Below are 21194 nucleotides of genomic sequence, written 5' to 3' on the forward strand. Positions count from 1 at the left end.
TAATTGAAAGAGGGATAAATTATGACTAAGAAAGCAGTTATTTTAGGAGCAAATGGATTTGCGGGTAAGGAGTTCGCCCAACAACTTTTGGAAGACGATTATACAGTTACAAGTATTTCTAGAACTGGTGAACCAGTTGGAAATGATTCATGGCACAGTAAGGTTGATTGGAAGATTGGAAATGCTTTATCTAAGGGATTCTGGACACAATATTTAAAAGATGCCGATGTTGTCATTGATACAATTGGTGAGTGGCATGAAGATTCTAATGAGAATCTTACTTTTGAAAAAGTTAATTATGAGAGTGCCCTAAATATCGCCGACGCAGCAGAAGAGAACAATGTTCCTGTATTTGTTTACTTCTCAGTTGATGATATTCCTAACGCAAATAAGAGGTATATCCAAACAAAACGTGACGCTGAAGATGACTTGAAGAAACGTAAATTTAGAAGTGTTATCTTGAGACCAGCTACAATGGTATCCGATGAAGAAGCGGTTGATAGTAATGAACCGCACAGAAGTTTACCTGTCAGCATGGTTGTTTTGGCAGCCCTTGATGCTGTTGATAATGCTAAAGAGAACGTTACTTTAGGTGTTGAAGATATCGATCAATAATGAAATTAAAAACCAAAAATCTCTAGATATTAGAAGAAATTCTAATATTTAGAGATTTTTTTTGCTTTTTTACTTGCTATGAAACGCGTTTGATAGATTACAGTATTTTCTGTAAACAAGAAAGGACGTGAGTAAATGTTTGAATACGTACAGGTGATAGAGCCGCAAAACAAAGTCACAGTGGGTTATGTAAACTATTCTTTGAATGACAATGAACTGTTGGTTAAAGTATTAGATCTGAAAAGTTTAACCAGAAAGCAAATTTATCATCTACCTTTGAAAGAAATTTCTGATGCTAGTAAAAAGGAATATCAAGGTTGGAAGAAAATAGAATTCACTCATCGAAAATTGAAGTTTATTTTCATTTGGAGTGGTTTTGGTGAGTATGACTATTTTAAAAGAGATACTTTATCATTGATAGTCGATAATCACCTGTAAGCATTTGAAATCGGAAATGCTGAAAAGCACGTAGATAGTTTCCTGAAATAAATAAGAAACTGTCGGTTTGGAATAATTGCATGCTAGTATAAATAACGTTAATTAACAATTAGGTTACCGGTAACCCTGATAAGGAAGGGTTAATATGTCAAAAAATAAGGAGGGAAGTAAAGCTTTTGCCGCACTACAAAATGTCGGTAAGACCTTCATGCTTCCAATCGCTTTATTACCTGTTGCAGGACTATTCTTAGGAATTGGTGCTTCATTTACAGGTGCATCATTTATCAAAATGTATCATTTAGAGGCAATTTTAGGACCAGGTACATTTTTGAACAGATTACTAACGATTTTTAATGATTGTGGTAGTGTTATTTTTAATAATTTAGGCCTCTTATTTGCTGTTTCAGTTGCTCTTGGTTTGGCCAAGAGTGAAAAAGGTGTTGCTGCATTGTCAGCCTTAGTTGGTTATTTCATGATGTATGCCACTATGACTAGTGCCATTGTTAACTTTGGTGAATTGGAACGTCTAAAGAAAATTGGCGGTCTACTTACAAATATGCTTGGTTTCACTAACACCATGAATACTGGTGTTTTTGGAGGAATCTTTATTGGATTGATCTGTGTTTGGTTACACAATAAGTATTACAAGATTAAGTTTCCCGATGCTATTTCATTCTTCGGTGGAACACACTTCAGTCCTATTGCTGGTGCCTTAGCTGGTATTGTTGGTGGATTTATCATGGCCTTTCTATGGCCATACATTGCTATGGGAATCGCTGGATTAGGTACTTTGATCGGTAAATCAGGTTATTTCGGTACTTTCTTCTATGCATATGTTTACCGTGCCTTGATACCATTTGGTTTACACCATGTGTTCTACTTACCATTCTGGCAAACAGCCGTTGGTGGTACAGCTACTATTGCTGGTAAATCAATTGTGGGTGCACAGAATATCGTCTTTGCTCAAATGGCTGCTGGTCAAAAGATTTCATGGGAGGCTGCTAGATACTTTGCCTTTGAATTCCCAGTAATGATTGGTGGTTTTCCAGCTGCTGCCTTAGCTATGTATCATTGTGCTAAAAAGAATAAGCGTAAAGATGTTAAAGGTTTGTTACTATCATCATCATTGACATCAATTTTGACAGGTATTACTGAACCACTAGAATTTACTATTTTATTTGCTTCACCATTCTTATTCTGGGGTATCCACTGTGTCTTGTTTGCCTTTTCAGCAGTCTTTGTTTCCTTATTGAAGATTGGTGTTGGCTTCACATTCTCCGGTGGTTTACTAGATATGATTCTTTATGGAGTCTTACCTGGACAAGCTCGTACTAATTGGTTGGGCTTAATACCATTGATTCTGTTCTACTTTGCTTTGTACTACTTCGTCTTTAAATTTGCCATTCTCAAGTTTAACTTGAAGACTCCAGGTCGTGAAGATGATGAAGAAGAAGCCGTTCTACATACAAAACAAGATTATGTTGATGAAAAGAATGCTAACGGTGATTCAACCGATAGTATTCCAGCAATGATTGTTGATGGTTTAGGTGGAAAAGATAATATTAGTACCTTCGAAGCTTGTGCTACCAGATTACGTGTTGGTGTTAACAACCCTGATATTGTTAAGAAAAACCTTTTGAAATCCACTGGTGCTGTGGGAACAGTCGTCCATGGAAAAGGTGTCCAAGTTATTTATGGTACAAAAGTTTCAACTATTGGACCAGAGGTAGAAGATTATTTAGGAATTGAGGGATAACATGGGTTTATTTAATTTTAAAAAGAAAACAGATTTCTTCTCTCCTGTAGCAGGAAAACTAGTTGCGCTTGATAAAGTAAGTGACGAAGTTTTTTCTAGCGGTGCAATGGGTAAAGGATTTGCAATAGAACCTAGTAATGAAAATATTTATAGTCCTGTAAAAGGAACAGTCAGTCAGCTTTTTCCCACGAAACATGCCGTGGGGATAAATTGTGGAAAAATGGAAATCTTGATTCACATTGGTATTGATACTGTGGATTTGAAAGGTGCTCCGTTTGAAACTTTAGTTAATGTCGGCGATGAAGTCGATAACAATACTAGATTGGTTAAAGTTGATTTTGATCAAATTAAAGCAGCTAAAAAAGATCCAATGACAATGGTTTTGATTACTAATTCAAATGATGTTTTGAAAGATTATAATCAGGTGGCTGAAGTCGGTAGTCAGGTTGATAATTTGACTAAAATTGCAGACATTAAAGAAAAATAGAATTTTGAAGTAATCCTCCCATGGTCCTCAAAAAAAGATTATAGGAGGTTTTACTTTGACTAAATTAAGTTATGGATTGAAATTAAAAGTAGTGACAGCTTATCTACAGGGTGAAAGTTCCATTAGTTTACAAAGAAAGTTTGATGTCAGTAAATTCAGTATTTTCAATTGGGTACAGCGGTATAAGAAGTATGGTTCTGAAGGTTTGAGAAGACGTACAGATAGTCACGAATACGATGGTGATTTCAAATTACGCGTTTTAAAGTGGAAAAAAACTCATCAAACAACTTATGCTAAAACAGCAGATTACTTTCAAATCAGTAATCCGGGGACAATTGCTAACTGGCAAAGAAAGTATGATGATCTTGGGTGGACAGGCCTATTTAGAAAAGACGTTCAGCAATTAGTTATTGATCGTGAAAAAATAAGTGAATTAGAACATGAGAATGAATTATTACGTTCAGAGATATTGTCATTACGAGCAATAAAGTTGGATAGTGCAACAATTGAGTTATGATGGGGAATTACTTCAAGAATAACTATTTTTCGGTTAAAGAATGATAAGGGGACGAGTACGGATGATTCCTAAGGAAAAAAGAGAAGTGCAGATTTTAGAAGTATTAAAAGAAAAGGGTTGGTTATCAACCAAACAGATTGCGGATCATTTTGGGATAGCCTTTGATACTGCTAGGAGGGATGTTCTGCATTTAACCTCTACCGGGCAAGCCATTCGGGTTCATGGTGGAATCATGATCACTCAGGGTGATGAAGTACCTGAGTTCTTGAATAGAAAACGTATTTTGTCACCCGTTAAAACTTCAATGGCTAAGATTGCGGCGACTTATGTTCATCCAAATAAACTTTATTTTATTGGGGCTTCGACGACGTTAGTACAACTTTGTGATCTATTGGGGGAAGTTGATACGACAATCGTGACGCATGGTATCGACAACGCCGAACATTTGATGGAAAACAAGTTTCCTAGGGTTGAATTGTTAGGTGGAATTGTCGATAAAATTAATCGTTACGCATCATCACTTGATACATTGATTCGTTTAAACGATTTTGTTTTCGATGGTGTCTTTATCGGCGCATCTCGAATCACTGATGAAGGTGACATAACAGTCATGGGTAAGGCTGATGCGGCTATTTTGAGAAAAGCTGTTCAACGGGGCAAAAAGATAATCTTGGTCACACAGAATTATAAATTTACTACTAAGAAAACTTCGCCCTACGTTGTAACAAATTGTCAGCAAGTCGATGTGTTGGTTACCGATAAGAGCTTAGACCCCAAATATGTTAGTTATTTTAGGGATAGTGTAGTTTTTAGAACAATTGGAAATAAGTAAAAAATAATACCACGTTACAGTATGCGGAATACATACTATAACGTGGTATTTTGTGTTTAAGAATTAACATCTTAATATCCGATTTTGACCACTTATCGAAAAATTGAATTACGATAAAAAAGTCTCGGGTATAATGACCCCAGTTAATAAAGGAGGTCAAAATCTTATTAAAAATGCAATATAGAGGAAGCAAATTTTATGACTGTGATTAACCTAATTCTTAAATCTTCTCGTATAATATTAAATAAAATCTAATGGGGAAAATTCGTGAAAATAGAAATCAATTATCAACAGGAAGGCGACATACCAACAGATAAAGTTAAAGTAACCGTTAAAGCACAAAGTTTTTCTGATGATGTCCAAAGATTATTGAGGACGATTAAAAATTTGGATAACTATACTGATGTTGTACCATTAGCGGTTGAAGATCGTGTTGTTATGGTTCAACTAGATGAGATTATTGCGATTGAAGTATACAAGAACGAATTAACGGTTTATACACAAGCCAAAGTGTATAAGTTAAAGGGAAAATTGAAAGAAATGTATCAACGTCTGAATAATGGTGATTTTATTCAAATTTCTAAAAGTGCATTGATAAATTTGAATCATTTAAGCTCACTAGAAGCATCATTTTCGGGTAATATGCTGGCTTTTATGGATAATGATGAGAAGCTAACTGTTAGTCGTAAATACCTAATACAATTAAAAGAAAGCTTGGGGATGTAAGATGATAAGAAAAATTTTTAGTTATGGTCTGACTGGAATTCTAATTGGTTCATTAACTTTTTTAGCAATCCTTACTAGACAAGGGGCGGTTACAGTCACACCTCAAAACATTTTTAGTATTTGGCTGATGAGTCTTTTCATTGGTTGGGTCTCAATGATATTTGAGTATGATTTGAATATTTTGTTAGAAATAGTAATTCATTTTGTAGTGACTCTAGCTTTGGTAATAGTAATGACCTCATATAATGGCTGGGTGAATGTTTTATTAAGACACGGCTGGATCAATCTAATTAGTTTCATTATTATTTATGCTTTGATTTGGTTGGGAATATACCTCAATCAAATGATCGATGCAAAAAAACTAACTAAGTTAGTAAAAATTCGTAATAAAAAGAACGGCCTCAATTAAGTATTCAAGATATATCTGTTACTTGAATCTCTTAATAGAGGTCGTTTTTATTTTACAAAATTACGTATTAAACATACTTAGCTCAAGAAAAATAATTGAAATATTATTTAGTCTGGAGTAAGAATTGTAAATGTGTTCAGCTATGACGTTATTGTTAGCGGCTTTGCCGCTTACAATAAGGCTGATCTCCAAGTCATGCCCATAGCGTTCCAACACATTTCCAATTCTTGCGGAAGACGGGAATCTAAGCACGTTCACACTTTAACCGAATTTGAATAAGAACAGTCAAGTTGGTCGCATAATTTATACCTTTCAAGCTACTTATTTACTTTTTTAAGTTTGCCATCTTCAATTTGCCAAATGGAATCAACTAAATCAAGAATACGTTCATCGTGTGTCACCATCACGGCAGCTTTGTTTTGTTGGTGGACGGTTTCTTGGATAATCTGTACAACTTCACGACCACGTTTTGAATCCAGACTGGCTGTAGGTTCGTCAGCTAAGATCAAATCAGGTTGATTGATAAAGGCTCTAGCAATAGCGACACGTTGTTTTTCACCACCAGAAAGGGCATTGGGATAACTGTTTAAACGATGTCCTAATCCTAATTGTTTGAGAATAGCAATAGCATCAGTTGGCTTCTTGTCAGAAATTTTTTGGATGAATTGTAGTTGCTCAGAAATTTTTAAATAAGGAATCAAATCAGAGTTTTGGAAAATAAAACCAATTTCGTTTAAACGAAGTTGAATCTGTTGATTTTTCGAAAAATGACTAATATCTTGATTGTTCAACAAAACGGTTCCAGAACTAGGTGAAAGCAAGGCACCCATGATTGTAAGCAAGGTACTTTTACCAGCACCACTAGGTCCCATAATTGCCGCAAATTCACCTTTTTTGACTTGAAAGGAAATATCTTTTAAAACCTCATTAACATTTTCCCCATCGGGATAATTTTTGATAATATTTTTCAATTCTAAAACTGACATTAATTGTTACCTCCGATAGCGTTGATAGGGTCGATTTTGACAACTTTGATGAGTGAGAGAAGTGCACTCAAGAGGGCAATGATGAGAAATAGTAGTCCAGTCCCTAATAGAGTCGTTAGACTGAGACTAAATGGCATTGAAGCGGGCATTTTAAGTTTGATCAGATAAGTTACCAAGAATGAGACAAGAATTCCACTTACGGACAATAGTCCCATTTCGGTTAAGATATGTCTGACTAAGTAGCCGGTCTTTGTTCCCAAGGCTTTGAGTGTCCCAAAGTCGCTGATTTTTTGTAGATTAATAATATAGAAGAAAACGGCCAGAACAAACAATGAAATGAGATATAGGAAACCAATCATCAAGTAAAGTGAACTCTGTTCGGCTGAATAACCAGGAATATTGTTAATTAAAGTCTGTTTACTAATAACTTGGTAACCAGATTTCTTAGTTAAATTCTTTTTTACTGCGATAGCGTTGAAACTGTTGGAGTCGGGTAGAATATTTTTTGCTTGTCGATTGTTTAGATAGATAACAGGTGAGTGTGAGTAAGACTCAGTATTAGTGAAACCAGCAATTTTGAAAGTTTTACCACTGTTTGAGTCCTTGAAACTGTCACCGACTTTGTAACCGTCAGATTCTAATTTACGACTGACATAGACTTGGTTGCTATCAGTCTTTTTAATAGATTTGGGAGCAAGAAAACTGTCCTGATTTATGACGAAGTAAGCAATGTCTGTTTTCTTGCTAGCATTGTTCTGTTTCTGAATAGTCATTTGAGCAACACTTAATTTTGTAACGTCGTTATGATATTTATTTTGGAAATTTTGCCAATCTTGTTCAGTTAATTTAGAGCGGTTTAATCGAGCCTGTGATCCTTTTTGTAAGACAAAAGTTTCGGCAGGAGTATCTTTAATGGCTGAACCACTGTCGTTAGCCAAACCATTGGCTAGTCCCGTAATGAAGAGAACGAGGAAAACAATCAAAAAGATGATTAATCCTAATGCACTAAATTTCCATTTATCGTGTCTAAGTTCCCTTAAAGTTAAATACATGATATGTACCTCCTTGACTAATGGCTATATAATATTAAGAAGATGCTTTGTGAACAATAAACAAAGTTATTATTTTCGTGTCTTAATACACGAAAGTAGGAAAGTTGTGTAGTAAAGGAGGGGACAAGTTGAACGAGAATGATCGTCGAACTAGACGAACACAAAGATCGATCCGCGATAATTTCATTGATTTGATGTCAGTTATGCCAATTGAAGAAATAACGATTCAAAAACTTACCGATAAAGCTGATATTAATCGTCGTACTTTTTATCTTCATTATGAAGATATTTATGATTTACTTCATAAGACCGAAGATTTTGTCATGAATCGTTTTGGTGAAATACTGAAGGATTTCGAACCTCCCAATGAAGAAAGTGATATAGGGCCGCAATTCTTTAAGGTCGTCATGTCTTACATTGAAGATAATCAAAAAATGATTGGTGTCTTGTGCCGTAACCCTGATTCAGAATTAATGCAAAAATTAATTCAGCTGACTGTTACTAATGGTCAGCAGGTGATTCCTTTTTCAAATCAAGAAGAAGCTGAATATATTTTGAATTATTGTTGTTGGGGAATGGTAGGAGTTTTGCACACGGCGATGCGTAAAAAAGATTTTGATATCACTAGATTGTCGAATTTAGCAGATAAATTGTTAATATCGACGATTGAAATTGATAAATAATAAATAATTTAATTAAAGAAAACGTTTTTAGGCTCTATGTATATAAATTCAAAAGTGTAGAATATAAAATTGTGCTTAATATGTATATAAATTTATAGGAGCTTATTATGGAAGATTTAGAACCAAAAAAGAACTATATAAGCTGGCCTATTCTTGCCTTAATGGATTTCGTTACCGTAATTGGTTTTGATGATTTAACTTATAACTTCCAAAACCAAGGTATGGGTGTTATCACTTCTTGGGTTATCATGTTATTTCTATATGTTATTCCATATTCATTAATGGTTGGTCAATTGGGATCAGTTTTCAATCATGAAGGTGGGGGACTTACTTCATGGGTTCGTGGTACTAGTGGCGAATTTCTAGGTTACTTTACTGCGTGGACTTACTGGGCAGCTTCAATTCCTTATGTTGTTGATACTGCTAATTCAATCGTTGTTGGACTCGGATGGGCTTACAACGGTAATGCCAAGATGCAAAGCCAAATGTCAAACGGCTGGTTTGCTTTTTGGACATTAGTAACTTTTATTGTCTTTATTTTTGTACAATCTCGTTTCAAACGCTCACTTGAAGTTTTGAGTACTATTGGTGGTATTGCCATGTTTGGAATGACTGTATTGTTTGTATTGATGACTTTTGCCGGACTTGCTGCTGGTGGTCATATTGCAACACAACCAATGAATCTTCATACAATCGTACCTAAGTTTGATCTTCATTATCTAACAACGATTGGTTTGTTGATTTATGCGGTTAATGGTGCCGAACTTATCGCACCTTTCGTTACAAAGATGCGTCATCCTAAGCGTGAATTCCCTAAAGCTATGATTATGTTAGCCGTTATGACGGCCTTCTTGACTATCTTTGGTTCATTCTCATTAGGTGTGTTCTTTGATGGATTCAACTTACCAAATGACTTGAAGATGAATGGTTCTTACTATGCATTCCAAGCCTTAGGTAAGCAATATCATATGGGTAATACTTTGATGTATATCTTTGCTTGGACTGAGGTATTTTACCTAGCGGCCTTACTAGCAGTTCTATTGGACGCTATGACAAGAATGTTGATTTCTGATACAGGTGCTAAGTACATGCCTAAGGTCTTACGTAAAACTAATTCCAATGGTCTACCAGTTAATGGTTACTTATTAACTTGTGGCTTGAGTGCTTTCATCATGTTACTAGGTATTTTCTTACCAAGTATGAATGATATCTTTAATTGGCTACTAAACTTGAACGGAATCATTTCACCAGGTGTTACTTGCTGGATCTTCTTTGCTTTCATTAAGATCAGACAAGACAGTCAAAAATTCCCTTCAGATTATGTCTATATTAAAAATGATAAATTAGCTCTAGCTGTCGGTTGGTGGTGCTTGATCATCACTGCCGTAGCTACAATCTTTGGTATCGGACCTCAAGATGTTAAGTTTGCTTCTTCAACATGGTGGTACGAATTAGTAATTAACTTCGTTGCCATTATCGTCTTGATTGGTTTAGGTGTTCTCTTGCCATATGTAACACGTCGTGAGGGTAGAAGTACAACTGGTTCAGCCTTTACTCGTTTACAATGGACAGGAATCCTTGCTGCTTTGTTCCTAACAATTGTTGGTGATTTGGCTCTAGGTGGTTCTAACTATGAACACAACATCGTTTCAATCGTACTTATCAGTGTAATCGGACTTGCTCTGGTTGTCGCTTTTGGTTGGAAGGAATACAATCTAAAAGAAGCATAAAATTATAAATTAAAGGATGTTCTGCTAACGTATGCATATGTTAGTGGGACATTTTTTTGTATATGATAAAAAATTTTTATATATCCAGTTCGTTGCTTTTATGGTAGAATATTTCGAGCTGCTAACTTTCCAAATTGTACACAAAATAGGCAACAGTTGCTGTTGCGGTCATGTCGGGGAAGTAAGCGCTTAAATTTTTTTATATTTTCGAATCATTTTTTAATTTATTTAGCAAAAAATATTGTATATTTTAAGTAACCGTTTGGTGAGTAAATTAAGAAAGTATGATTTATTTTCACTGAGGAAAACGCCATGACAGATTTAGGAACAAAGAAGAAGTATATTAGCTGGCCAGTGCTAGCTTTAATGGATTTTGTAACTGTAGTTGGATTCGATGATTTAACCTACAATTTTCAAAATCAAGGAATGGGCGTCATTACGTCCTGGATCATCATGATTTTACTGTATGTTATTCCATATTCATTGATGGTGGGCCAATTAGGTTCAACTTTTGACGATGATGGTGGTGGATTAACATCGTGGGTCAGAGAAACTAGTGGAGAATTTTTAGGATACTTCGCGGCTTGGACGTATTGGGCTGCGTCGATTCCTTATGTCGTTGATACGGCAAATACAATTGCCGTAGCTATGGGCTGGGTCGTGAATGGTAATGATAGAATGCAATCACAAATGTCGAACAGTCATTTTGCACTATTTACATTATTAATTTTTATTTTCTTCATTATCATTCAATCACGATTTGAGCATTCGTTGGAAGTGCTGAGTACAATTGGTGGAATTGCCATGTTTGGAATGACGGTTCTCTTTGTAATAATGACTGTTACAGCTCTAATGATGGGTGGTCATATTGCGACTAAGCCATTAACTTTCCATACGATTGTGCCTTCGTTCAATCTCCACTATTTAACAACTTTAGGATTTTTGATTTTTGCCATTAACGGAGCTGAAAGAATTGCTCCATTTGTAACGAAAATGCGTAACCCTAATAAAGATTTTCCTAAGGCTATGATTATGTTATCTGTTATGACAGGCTTTTTGACAATCTTTGGGTCATTCTCTTTAGGTGTTTTCTTTAACGCCTATCATCTACCAGATGATTTGAAGATCAATGGCTCCTATTATGCTTTTCAAGCTCTAGGAAATAAATTTCATATGGGTAATACGTTGATGTACCTGTTTGCTTTTACGGAAATATTTTATTTAGCGGCTCTTCTAGCAGTATTATTGAACGCCATGACTAGAATGTTGATTTCCGATACTGGCAACAAATATATGCCAGAATTTTTAAGAAAAACTAACTCGGCTGGCTTGCCAATCAATGGTTACTTACTGACTGTTGGTTTAAGTGCCTTTATTATGTTTTTAGGTATTTTGCTACCCAATATGAAGGATATCTTCAATTGGTTATTGAATCTGAATGGAATCATCTCACCAGGAGTTACATGTTGGATCTTCTGGTCCTTTATTAAAGTTAGAATGAGAGATGATATCTATTCATCAGGATATGTTTATATTAAGAATAAAACCATGTCATTGATTGTTGGCTGGTGGTGTCTAGGTCTGACAGGTGTAGCGACGATTGCTGCAGTCGGTCCACAGGATGTTGCTTTCGGATCTTCAATGTGGTGGTATGAATTAGTTATTAATTTTGTAGCCATATTTGTTTTAATCGGCTTAGGTTTTGTATTACCATACATAACAAAGAGAGAAAAGAGAAGCCAGACGGGTACAGCCTTTACCAGAGCTCAAAGAATTGGAATTTGGGTAACTGTCTTAGCAACTTTGCTTGGTGATTTGTATCTGGGAGATACTAATTTCAGTAGTAATATTGGTTATATCGTCTTATTGACAGCAATTGGCATCATTATGACTGTTGCTTTTGGTTGGCGTGAATATAATCTTAAAGAAAGTCTTGAGTAATGTTCAAGGCTTTTTTTTATAATCCAATAGTCCCTAATCAAAATATGATATTCTATGACTAATAGGGAGGGGATTATTGTGTTTTATGATTTTTTGATTTTGACGCTGAAATTTGGAATATTATCATTCTTGCCAATGATTTTGGCAATAGTTTTTGATAAGAAACATACAGTTTTTTATGTGGGCTTACAGTTAGTCATTTTTTTGATTCAATATCTGTATGTGTTTATATTCTTACCGGGGACCTATTTGTATAATGTGATTTTTTACAATCTTATTAATCTGTTGCTATGTACAATTATCTTTGGAATACTATTCTTAATTTTTAGCCCTAGTAAGTTTAGTGTTAGAAGTGCGCATGGTGGATCTAGTTTGAATCTCAAATATATTGCTAAACCAGGATTCGGTATTATTTTGGCATTAGTTATTGTGGTTGCATTGGGAATCATTGTTAACATGGGACCTTTTGCTAAAGCAATCTCTAAGACAACAAACGTCCAACAGTCACAACAAGTAAAAGATGCACCGATGCCGGTAATTAGCTCCAGCAAGAAGGAAGTTCCGGTTGTTAATTCGAACAAAACTGTCAGCAGCCAGCTGCAAAATTCTCTTTCCAATGTTAAAAATTCAAACGTTTATAGCTTGAATCATTTAAGAGTTCAGTTTTATCATGGAAAATTAGTTTATATTGCGCCATTGGATTTTGAAGGTGATTTCTTTAGATATGTACACTATAAAAAAGTACCTGGATATTTTATTGTCGACGCGACCTCAAAGAATTCTCATCCAAAATTTGTAAAGAAAGATATGGCTTATACTCCATCAGCATATTTTGGACATGATGTTAACAGACGTATTTATTCAGCAATTAAAGGTTCCAACCTAGTGCTTACAGGTGGAGATGCACAACTAGAGATCGATGAAAAAGGGAAGCCATACTATGTAAAAACACTTTACAAAACCTATGGAATCACCAGATCGCCTAACTATAAAAAAACATGGTTAGGGATGGTTGATGCAGAAACAGGAAAGACACGAATCATTGAACAAAAGAACGCTCCTAAATGGTTAGATGTGACATTTGATCCTGGTATTGCCTCAAGTAAAGTTGAATCCTTTAGCAGCGACAGAAATGGTTGGTGGAATGCTCATGGAATCGGTGGCTCAAGAACCGGTGTTATGGAAGCTGTTGATGACGTGGGAACAGAAGGAATAAATAAAGAATTTACACCGATTTCTTATAAAGGTCAGGTATATTATTTTGCTTCAATGACAAGTAAGAATAAGAAGCAAACTTCTGTATTAGGGTATATTTATGTTAATGCCAGAAACGGTAAAACTTATTTCTATCGTGAAAAAGAAGATGCAATGACACCTAATAGAGCAAAGAGCCTCGCTGAAAATAGAATGAAGCAGACTCAATGGAAGGCAAGTATGCCGTTACTTTATAGAATTGATGGCAAACCAACTTGGATCGTTTCAATGATAGATTCAAATGGAGCATTTATGTCATACGTTTATCTTTTAGCGAATGGTAACGGAACTCAAAGTAGTGTTTCTGTAGGCAACGATGCCAAGACTACTTTGACAAAATATCGTGCATTAGTTTCCAATGGACTGACCACAGCTAGTTCATCCGATACAAGTGTTGAAAAAGTATTTAGTGGGACAGTCAAACGAGCAGTTATTGATGGCGACAATATTATTTTCCTATTGAATAATAGCGATAAAGTTTTCTATGCTTCAAGTAAGAATGATCCTAAAAATGTCTTTGTGAGAGACGGCGACAACGTGAAATTCTCAGGGTCGGTATCAGAAAATACAGTTAATATCTCATCATCAGTAGCGATTAGTGGATTAGACGATAAGTAAAAAATTGTTACAAGAAAAAATTTTAAGTACTAAGGAAACGTTCATATTGACCTATATAAGGTTGATACGGACGTTTTTTTGATACGAAAATACGGAATTAAAATATTTGTTCAAAGCGAACAATCGAATTACCATTTAGTTTAAAGCAACAAGAAATTGATTCATGGCATTTCAATCAAATTTTCTTGTCGTGAAGGATGGTAATACAAATTTGTCTTTACTAAACTATCTAGTTTTTAAAACTAGATTGAATAGTATTAATAATTATGATAAATTATATTTGTAATTATAAAAGGAGTGCGTGTTCATGGATGAGTTACAAGAATGGTTAGACAAATTAGAAAATTATCGTTTACCTAGGTTTGAAGATCTACCTGAATTAGATCTGTATCGTGATCAACTTTTAACTTTAGTTGATAAATATATTGGACCAATTTGGTTGGAGGACGGACCGGTAGTAACAACATCGATGGTCAATAATTACGTAAAAAATGGACTATTGCCACATCCCATCAAGAAACGTTACACACGCGAACATTTGGCATATCTAATTGCGATAACTTTTTTAAAGCAAGTAGTATCGATCAATGAGATTCAAGCAGGATTAGAAGTTCAAACCAATTTAAATGGTGGAATTGCTAAGGCCTTTGATTTCTTCTGTGATAAGCAAGAGCTGGCTTTAAAAATGTTAAATCATCGTGAAGAGGGACAAATCCTCTCAGAGAAGAATCAGTCGTCGGCCTACTTAATGGTTGAAATGGCCACAATGTCTTTTGCAACAAAATTAATAACTAAGAAAATATTAATGATTGAAAGTAATAATCAAGACGAAAAGAGCGAATAAAAATGGAAAAGATTGCTGTGTTGGTAGATTCCTGCTGTGATTTACCAAAAGAATACCGTGACAAAAATGGCGTTTATGAGTTACCAATGCAAATTGCTTATCATGACAAGACTTATCTTGATCGTGTCGACATTTCAGCTGAAGAAGTTTATGAACATCTTCCGGTTGAAATTCCTAAGACTTCATTGCCTTCGGGAGAATCAATCGAAAAGGCTTTGAATGAAATCGCCGAAGCTGGATATACTCATATCATTTCAATTTCTGTTTCTTCAGGATTGAGTGGAACCTTTAATTTTCTCAAAGTGTTTTTAGATGATGATGATCGTTTCACAACGAGATATTTTGATACTAAGCAAGTAGCAATAGCCTCAGGTTTGATTGCAATTGGTGCTAAGAATTTGATAGATGCAGGAAAGAGCTTTGATGGAGTCGCTTCTAAAGTGGAGACTATGATTAAACATGCTGTTGTTTACTTCTGCATTCCAACACTGACTTATTTAAGAGCTGGTGGTAGAATCAGTGCCGCCGCTTCTGTAGTTGGTGGGATGCTAAAATTAGCACCTATTATCACTTGTAAAGAAGACGGTTCATATACTATTGCCGCTAAGGCACGAGGTATGAAAAAGGGCCAAAAGATGATGTTAGACTTTGCCCAAAAATTTATCGGTGAAGATAAAAATTATCTAATCGGTATAGGACAAGGTGCCGATGAGGCTGGTGGTAAGAATATGCTAGATTTGTTACACGATAATGGCATCAAAGGCCAACAAGAATTTACTGAACAAGTTGGACCAGCTTTGGGTGTTCACACCGGACCTGGATTGATTGGGGTTGCGGTAGTTAAAATTTAGTTTATAGACATAAAAGGACCAGTACTCAGAATTTGAGTACTGATCCTTTGTTCTATATTTTATAGTGAAAACGAGCTACGTAGGCCTGCTTCGCTCTCTATTCTGATCTTAAGGCTGTGGCTGCATCTTTTCTTGCTGCCATTCGAGCTGGGATGTGTCCACCGATTACTGTCAAAATAGTACTGATAATAATCAAGACTATCGCATGAACTGGGTTCAGTTGGGCTACTCCGCTTAGATCGGTTAGTCCTTTTAATACGGCATTGATAGGGAAGGTTGCTAACCAAGCAATTAAGATACCTAACACACCTGAGGAAACTCCTAAGATGGTTGTTTCAGCATCGAAGACACGGGTAACGTCTTTCTTTCTAGCACCCAAAGCTTTCAAAATACCAATTTCTTTGGTTCTTTCAAGAACTGAAGTGTATGTGATAATACCGATCATGATCATACTTGTTACTAATGAGATACCGGCAAAGGCAACTAAGACATAGGTGATAGCATCCATTAAACCACCTGTAAGATTTGAAACTTGTCCGGCTAGGTCAGTGTAAATGACTTTGTCAGAGGCTTTCTTCCCCTTGTTGTACTTATCAAGATAATTTAATACTTTATCTTTAGTTTTAAAAGTACTTGGGTAAATTAGAATACTTGATGGTGTAGCGGAACCGCCTAAGTAGCTAACCAAGCTCTCTTTAGTAGTTGCATCATCGACACTGGCACCTGTTAGAACGTTTGTATCACTGTTCTTTTGGGCAGTAACGATATCAGAGTTCTTATTGGTATTAACGATATCCTTAGTTAGTTTGTCGCTATATGCGATACCTGATGAAAGGATATTTTCTGATGATTTAGATTTAACTTTTAAGATACCTGAGATCTTCAAAGTCTTGTTATCGGAATTGTTGTAAAGACTGGCAAGATCAGTGTTTGGTGTGAAGAGACCAGCTGTTACTTGTTTGTAGTAATTATTGTTAGAAACAACTTTGAATTCTTGTCCAACAATTTTATTGAAATCTAATTTTTGATTGTCTTTAACTTTCATACCAATGTTCTTTAATGCGTTGATGTTAGTAGAATTATCACGGTCAACAATCAAAACAACTTCATTTTCATTCTTAGGAAGTGAACCGGAGATAACTTTGTAGTGTTTCTTTAAGAAGTTAGTTCCGTTGTTATTTGATGAAGGATAGACTGAGCTACCAACACCTGTAGATGAAGCCATAGCGGCTGACATACTACTTAGTGAATTAGAACTACTTGTATTTGAGAATTGAGCTGTCTTAACTTTGCCATCAACTTTACTCAAAAGATTCATTCCAGTTGAGTAATTATAAGTGATGTCCTTACTCAATTCAGGATCAAGTTTTTTAATGTAGTTAACGTAGTTCTTGTTCAATTTGTTTGTGTGTGTCGATTTTTCCTGTTGGCTAAGTTTAGCAGTTACCTTTTTAGAACTGGAACTCTTAACCTTGGTGTCAGGAGCAGTTTGTTTAGAAGCTGTTTGTGAAATTGTGACAGGGAACTGTGCCAAAGTGTTTCCTTGAGTCTTATCAATTTGTTTTTGGAAACCAGATGATAAGGCCAAAACGATGGCAATACTGATGATACCAATACTGGAGGCAAAGGCTGTCAAAGCCGTTCGAGCCTTCTTTGTTTTCAAGTTGGTAAAGGACAGTTTCAAAGCAGTCCAGAAAGTCATCTTAGTTTTCTTAAGTTCAAAGTTATCCTTAGTGGCATCGTCAACAAAAGGATTAGAATCGTTTAAAATTTTACCATCGGCGAAGTTGATAATTCTATCGGCATATTCTTTGGCCAAAGTAGGATTATGAGTAACCATGATGACAAGGCGTTCTTTTGACAATTCCTTGATCAATTTCATGATTTCTTCGCTGGTTTCAGTATCTAGGGCACCAGTTGGCTCATCGCAAAGGAGAATCTCAGGATCGTTAGCAATCGCACGGGCAATGGCAACACGTTGAAGTTGACCACCAGATAATTGATTGGGTTTCTTATTGATGTGAGGACCCAAACCAACTCTTTCCAATGCTTCACGGGCTTTACGCTTCTTCTCATCGGCATTGACACCACTAAGTGTCATTCCCAATTCAACGTTATCGATGATACTTAAATGACCGATAATATTGTAACTTTGGAAAATGAAACCAACGGAATTATTACGATAGGCGTCCCAATCGGATTCGGAAAAATCTTTAGTAGATTTACCATTGATGACCAAGTCACCAGAATCATAAATGTCCAAACCACCGATACCGTTTAGCATAGTAGTTTTACCGGAACCACTAGGTCCCAGAATAGCGACGAATTCTTGTTTTCTAAAGGAGACAGATACATCGTCTAAGGCTTTAGTAACAGAATCGCCGACATAATAGTATTTTTTTATGTGTTTTAATTCCAGCATTAATTGAACTCTCTCTAATCTTCAAATTTTTAATGGCTTCTAATAAAATTTCTGTTAGAATGTCATTATTGCAACACTATGTTTCATATAATAAAAACAATTTAATGAATTTTCAATCATCAATTTGAGACAAAGTGTCATTAATTAAACAAAAATAATTCATTTGTTGCATTTAAGGAGAAACCATGGTCGGAATAAAAAATAATCGTCGGGCACAATATACCAGAAAGATTATTAAAGAGACAGTTTTATCACTTTTACAAAAAGAATCGATTGATTCTATAACTGTAACGGAAATTTGCAAAGCTGCTGACGTTAATCGAACAACTTTTTATCGTTATTATGATGATGTATATTCGTGTGTCGATAGTATCGAAACTGATTTTTTGGATAATTTAAAAATCCCTCAGGGCACTTCAATGATCGACGGATTGAAGATTATGCTTGGGGAATTCTACAAAAACCCAGCTTTAAGTAATCTAGTCTTTGTAGAAGGTAAAACCAAATTGCTTGATCGGATGAGTCATTTTCATGATCATGCTGAATTAGTTAAGACAACGATGGATGAATATGAAGCCACTTATATCATGCTAGGAGTTCAAGGCATTATGAAACGTTGGGTCAAAAATGGTATGAAAGAGTCACCGGAGATGTTGACGAATATCATTGTTAAAGTTGTTTTCGCCGAAGAATTGCGGGATAAAAAGGCTCTTTTTGATTTACATGAAGTTAAAGAGGAACAGACTGATTTTTCGGAAGCTTAGCTGAAATGAGGATAGACTTAAATTGCCGTCTTCCATAGTGTTCCAGACTAGTATTCTGTTCTATTATTTGTATACGTTTGAATTAGATAATAAATAATAATGACCTCTATTAAGTGATTCAAGCATACATGTATGTCTTGAATGTTTAATAGAGGCCATTTTTTAGTGTTATAGATTTTTTAATTCAGAACGCCAGAGTTTCAGATCTGACTTCTTATTGGAGAGCTCTTTTTGAATAATCAACTCACGCCCAAATTGTTCGGGGTGGTGAACGACTTCTGATAATTCTAGTTCCAATTCAGCTAGCTCTAACTTCAGGGTTCGCTCTCTCATTTCTAATAATGCTTTCAAAATATCAATCTGTTCTTTACCTAAAAAGTGTAAGCGTAAAATGAAATCATCATTGTTTAATTGGGTTATTTCCGGTGACAATGGTAGCTTTAGCCAATCCATGAAAGTATCAGTTCCTAATTTGGTTAATTGATAAACTTTTCTCCGAGAATTGATTTCAGTGGATTCAACTAAGCTAATCAATTCTTTATTCAAAAGCCGATTCAGTTCGGGATAAATTTGACTGAAGGGTGCGGTCCAGAATTCAGCTTTTTCTTTGTCGAAAATCTGTTTGATGTCATAACCGGTCATTGGCTGACGAGTTAGTAAACCTAGGATCATATATTGAAGTGTATTAGAACGTGCCATGAGGGACTCCTTTACAAATTTTTGCTATGTATTAAACTATATATATTAATATATAGTTTAGAGGATAATTATGGAAACAGTTCAAAGAAAGAATTTAACGATGATTCTGATTGGTGTCGGAATCGTTATTTTTATGTCTACACTTGATAGTAGCATTGTCACTGTGGCGCTACCAGTCTTGAGTAAGGCACTTCATACCAATATGAGTTTGATCAATTGGGTCGTGACAATGTATCTGATTGTGATGAGTAGTACTTTAATGATCTTTGGTAAATTAGGAGATAAGTATGGAAAAATTAAATTTTTCCAATGGGGAACTTTGATTTTCGTAATCAGTTCTGCATTATGTGCTTTATCGGTTAGTTGGTTGACTTTAATTATTGCCAGAAGTTTGCAAGCGATTGGAGCTGCCATGACAATGGCCACATCGAACGGAATTATCGTTGAAATTTTTCCGGATGATCGTCGAGGTCAGGCCTTAGGATGGATGGGATCATTCGTTTCACTAGGAGGTATTATTGGACCAAGTTTAGGTGGAATTTTTTTGAACTTCTTCCCATGGCACATCATTTTTTGGTTAAATGTACCAATTGGATTTATTGCTATTTTTATTTTATTTAAGTACTTGCCTAGCAGTTTGGATAAAACATTTACTAGTGCTAAATTTGATTTGTTTGGTTCAGCATTATTGATTGTAGGCTTCACTAGTATGTTTGTCGGGATTCTTCTGAGTCAACAATTAGGTTGGAGCGACTGGCGTATCTTGACGTTAACAATTGTTGGAGTGATTCTATTAGCGTTATTGTATCGTTATGAAACTAAGCAAGCTGAACCGATTTTGCCAGTAACTTTATTTAAAAATAAGTGGTTCTCTGTACAATTATTGACTTGCTTTATGGTCTTTATCATTGATTTCTTTTTTGATGTAATTGCACCATTCTATTTACAAAATGCACGAGAATTCAGTCCACTGTTCAGTGGCTTCTTCTTATTGATTTTCCCAGTTGTGCAATTGTTTGTTGCCCCTATTTCCGGAAGCTTGGCAGATAAGCATGACCCATTTAAAATTACTTTGGTGGGATTAGCCATTATCAGTTTTGGCCAAATATTTTATGTCCTCAGTGGATTGCAGAATACCGTTCTGATTTTTGCTTTCGGAGCCGCGATGGCTGGATTGGGTAACGGATTATTCCATTCGCCAAATAATGTTTTGGTTATGAGTACGGTCGAAGAAAAAGATTATGGTTCAGCTGGTAGTGTTTACAGTTTAGCTAGAACGGTTGGGATGGTAGTTGGTTCAGCAATGTCGACAACGTTGTTGTTTGGATCAATGTCTATTTTAAAGGGTTCTAGAGTTACTTCTTATATACCAAGTGATCCACAATTATTTATTGATGGGATGCATATGACTTTTGGGTTATCATGTACAATCAGTGTTTTGTTGTTAGTTGGAATTTATTTATGGCATCGCAAAGTATCAAAAGAAAATCCATCATTAAAATTATAATAATTAGAGTTAAAATTAGGGCAGCCACTATGGCTGCTTTTTTGATAATTATTAATTTTAAAA

At 35.4% G+C, this 21194-nt stretch carries 20 protein-coding genes; 16 read left to right on the plus strand and 4 right to left on the minus strand.

Going from position 1 to position 21194, the window contains the following annotated elements:
* Positions 1 to 21 precede the first annotated feature (21 nt).
* The 8 genes from FC97_RS04835 (at position 22) to FC97_RS04870 (ending at position 5780) form a co-directional block, all read left to right on the plus strand.
* Positions 22 to 615 (plus strand): NAD-dependent epimerase/dehydratase family protein, encoded by a 594-nt coding sequence (locus tag FC97_RS04835; protein WP_025085653.1) that lies wholly within the window; start codon positions 22 to 24, stop codon positions 613 to 615.
* Between the two features lie 135 nt (positions 616 to 750).
* Positions 751 to 1053 (plus strand): hypothetical protein, encoded by a 303-nt coding sequence (locus FC97_RS04840; RefSeq protein WP_054642861.1) that lies wholly within the window; start codon positions 751 to 753, stop codon positions 1051 to 1053.
* A gap of 145 nt (positions 1054 to 1198) precedes the next feature.
* Positions 1199 to 2809, plus strand: a complete 1611-nt coding sequence (locus tag FC97_RS04845) for a PTS transporter subunit EIIC (protein ID WP_054642862.1) — start codon at positions 1199 to 1201, stop codon at positions 2807 to 2809.
* Between the two features lies 1 nt (position 2810).
* The gene (locus FC97_RS04850) at positions 2811 to 3296 is read left to right on the plus strand and encodes a PTS sugar transporter subunit IIA (protein WP_054642863.1); all 486 of its coding nucleotides are present in this window, start codon (positions 2811 to 2813) and stop codon (positions 3294 to 3296) included.
* 55 nt (positions 3297 to 3351) lie between these two features.
* Positions 3352 to 3813, plus strand: coding sequence for a helix-turn-helix domain-containing protein (locus FC97_RS04855; RefSeq protein ID WP_056967881.1), 462 nt, complete (start codon positions 3352 to 3354; stop codon positions 3811 to 3813).
* Between the two features lie 61 nt (positions 3814 to 3874).
* Positions 3875 to 4645, plus strand: a complete 771-nt coding sequence (locus FC97_RS04860; RefSeq protein WP_054642865.1) for a DeoR/GlpR family DNA-binding transcription regulator — start codon at positions 3875 to 3877, stop codon at positions 4643 to 4645.
* Between the two features lie 267 nt (positions 4646 to 4912).
* The gene (locus FC97_RS04865) at positions 4913 to 5371 is read left to right on the plus strand and encodes a LytTR family DNA-binding domain-containing protein (protein ID WP_054642866.1); all 459 of its coding nucleotides are present in this window, start codon (positions 4913 to 4915) and stop codon (positions 5369 to 5371) included.
* Position 5372: 1 nt separating this feature from the next.
* On the plus strand, positions 5373 to 5780 hold the full coding sequence (locus FC97_RS04870) for a DUF3021 domain-containing protein (protein WP_054642867.1): 408 nt from the start codon (positions 5373 to 5375) through the stop codon (positions 5778 to 5780).
* Positions 5781 to 6097: 317 nt separating this feature from the next.
* Here FC97_RS04870 and FC97_RS04875 read toward each other — a convergent pair whose 3' ends face one another.
* Positions 6098 to 6766 carry an ABC transporter ATP-binding protein gene (locus tag FC97_RS04875; RefSeq protein WP_056967883.1) on the minus strand — a complete coding sequence of 223 codons (669 nt, stop codon included), beginning with the start codon at positions 6764 to 6766 and terminating at the stop codon, positions 6098 to 6100.
* Entirely contained in the window at positions 6766 to 7818 is a 1053-nt protein-coding gene (locus FC97_RS04880; RefSeq protein WP_054642868.1) for an ABC transporter permease, read from the minus strand. Before FC97_RS04880 ends, FC97_RS04875 begins: the two co-directional genes overlap by 1 nt.
* 128 nt (positions 7819 to 7946) lie before the next feature.
* Here FC97_RS04880 and FC97_RS04885 point away from each other — a divergent pair, with 128 nt between their 5' ends.
* The 6 genes from FC97_RS04885 (at position 7947) to FC97_RS04910 (ending at position 15739) form a co-directional block, all read left to right on the plus strand.
* Positions 7947 to 8501 carry a TetR/AcrR family transcriptional regulator gene (locus FC97_RS04885; protein ID WP_054642869.1) on the plus strand — a complete coding sequence of 185 codons (555 nt, stop codon included), beginning with the start codon at positions 7947 to 7949 and terminating at the stop codon, positions 8499 to 8501.
* A gap of 107 nt (positions 8502 to 8608) precedes the next feature.
* Positions 8609 to 10231 carry an APC family permease gene (locus tag FC97_RS04890; RefSeq protein ID WP_054642870.1) on the plus strand — a complete coding sequence of 541 codons (1623 nt, stop codon included), beginning with the start codon at positions 8609 to 8611 and terminating at the stop codon, positions 10229 to 10231.
* Positions 10232 to 10543: 312 nt separating this feature from the next.
* Positions 10544 to 12172, plus strand: a complete 1629-nt coding sequence (locus FC97_RS04895) for an APC family permease (protein WP_054642871.1) — start codon at positions 10544 to 10546, stop codon at positions 12170 to 12172.
* A 78-nt stretch (positions 12173 to 12250) separates the two neighbouring features.
* A complete protein-coding gene (locus FC97_RS04900) occupies positions 12251 to 14044 on the plus strand; it encodes an ABC transporter permease (protein ID WP_054642872.1) in 1794 nt (597 codons plus the stop codon).
* Positions 14045 to 14351: 307 nt separating this feature from the next.
* A complete protein-coding gene (locus tag FC97_RS04905) occupies positions 14352 to 14888 on the plus strand; it encodes a DUF1836 domain-containing protein (protein ID WP_054642873.1) in 537 nt (178 codons plus the stop codon).
* Between the two features lie 2 nt (positions 14889 to 14890).
* A complete protein-coding gene (locus FC97_RS04910; RefSeq protein WP_054642874.1) occupies positions 14891 to 15739 on the plus strand; it encodes a DegV family protein in 849 nt (282 codons plus the stop codon).
* Positions 15740 to 15836: 97 nt separating this feature from the next.
* Here FC97_RS04910 and FC97_RS04915 read toward each other — a convergent pair whose 3' ends face one another.
* Positions 15837 to 18161, minus strand: a complete 2325-nt coding sequence (locus FC97_RS04915) for an ABC transporter ATP-binding protein/permease (RefSeq protein ID WP_054642875.1) — start codon at positions 18159 to 18161, stop codon at positions 15837 to 15839.
* A gap of 185 nt (positions 18162 to 18346) precedes the next feature.
* Between FC97_RS04915 and FC97_RS04920 the strand changes: the two genes are divergently transcribed.
* Positions 18347 to 18925 (plus strand): TetR/AcrR family transcriptional regulator, encoded by a 579-nt coding sequence (locus tag FC97_RS04920; RefSeq protein ID WP_054642876.1) that lies wholly within the window; start codon positions 18347 to 18349, stop codon positions 18923 to 18925.
* Positions 18926 to 19093: 168 nt separating this feature from the next.
* Here the strand turns inward: FC97_RS04920 and FC97_RS04925 are convergent, their stop codons facing one another.
* Entirely contained in the window at positions 19094 to 19624 is a 531-nt protein-coding gene (locus FC97_RS04925; protein WP_054642877.1) for a PadR family transcriptional regulator, read from the minus strand.
* A gap of 70 nt (positions 19625 to 19694) precedes the next feature.
* On the opposite strand from FC97_RS04925, the gene FC97_RS04930 reads away from it, so the two are divergent.
* Positions 19695 to 21131: an MFS transporter gene (locus FC97_RS04930; protein WP_054642878.1), complete on the plus strand. Its 1437-nt coding sequence runs from the start codon at positions 19695 to 19697 to the stop codon at positions 21129 to 21131.
* Positions 21132 to 21194: the final 63 nt, after the last annotated feature.

This window comes from Companilactobacillus kimchii DSM 13961 = JCM 10707 (assembly GCF_001435445.1).
In the GTDB taxonomy this organism is placed as follows: domain Bacteria; phylum Bacillota; class Bacilli; order Lactobacillales; family Lactobacillaceae; genus Companilactobacillus; species Companilactobacillus kimchii.

Coding starts and splice junctions, on each gene's coding strand:
- FC97_RS04835 (WP_025085653.1), top strand. CDS start 22: ATGACTAAGAAAGCAGTTATTTTAGGAGCAAATGGATTTGCGGGTAAG.
- FC97_RS04840 (WP_054642861.1), top strand. CDS start 751: ATGTTTGAATACGTACAGGTGATAGAGCCGCAAAACAAAGTCACAGTG.
- FC97_RS04845 (WP_054642862.1), top strand. CDS start 1,199: ATGTCAAAAAATAAGGAGGGAAGTAAAGCTTTTGCCGCACTACAAAAT.
- FC97_RS04850 (WP_054642863.1), top strand. CDS start 2,811: ATGGGTTTATTTAATTTTAAAAAGAAAACAGATTTCTTCTCTCCTGTA.
- FC97_RS04860 (WP_054642865.1), top strand. CDS start 3,875: ATGATTCCTAAGGAAAAAAGAGAAGTGCAGATTTTAGAAGTATTAAAA.
- FC97_RS04870 (WP_054642867.1), top strand. CDS start 5,373: ATGATAAGAAAAATTTTTAGTTATGGTCTGACTGGAATTCTAATTGGT.
- FC97_RS04875 (WP_056967883.1), bottom strand. CDS start 6,766: ATGTCAGTTTTAGAATTGAAAAATATTATCAAAAATTATCCCGATGGG.
- FC97_RS04880 (WP_054642868.1), bottom strand. CDS start 7,818: ATGTATTTAACTTTAAGGGAACTTAGACACGATAAATGGAAATTTAGT.
- FC97_RS04890 (WP_054642870.1), top strand. CDS start 8,609: ATGGAAGATTTAGAACCAAAAAAGAACTATATAAGCTGGCCTATTCTT.
- FC97_RS04895 (WP_054642871.1), top strand. CDS start 10,544: ATGACAGATTTAGGAACAAAGAAGAAGTATATTAGCTGGCCAGTGCTA.
- FC97_RS04905 (WP_054642873.1), top strand. CDS start 14,352: ATGGATGAGTTACAAGAATGGTTAGACAAATTAGAAAATTATCGTTTA.
- FC97_RS04910 (WP_054642874.1), top strand. CDS start 14,891: ATGGAAAAGATTGCTGTGTTGGTAGATTCCTGCTGTGATTTACCAAAA.
- FC97_RS04915 (WP_054642875.1), bottom strand. CDS start 18,161: ATGCTGGAATTAAAACACATAAAAAAATACTATTATGTCGGCGATTCT.
- FC97_RS04920 (WP_054642876.1), top strand. CDS start 18,347: ATGGTCGGAATAAAAAATAATCGTCGGGCACAATATACCAGAAAGATT.
- FC97_RS04925 (WP_054642877.1), bottom strand. CDS start 19,624: ATGGCACGTTCTAATACACTTCAATATATGATCCTAGGTTTACTAACT.
- FC97_RS04930 (WP_054642878.1), top strand. CDS start 19,695: ATGGAAACAGTTCAAAGAAAGAATTTAACGATGATTCTGATTGGTGTC.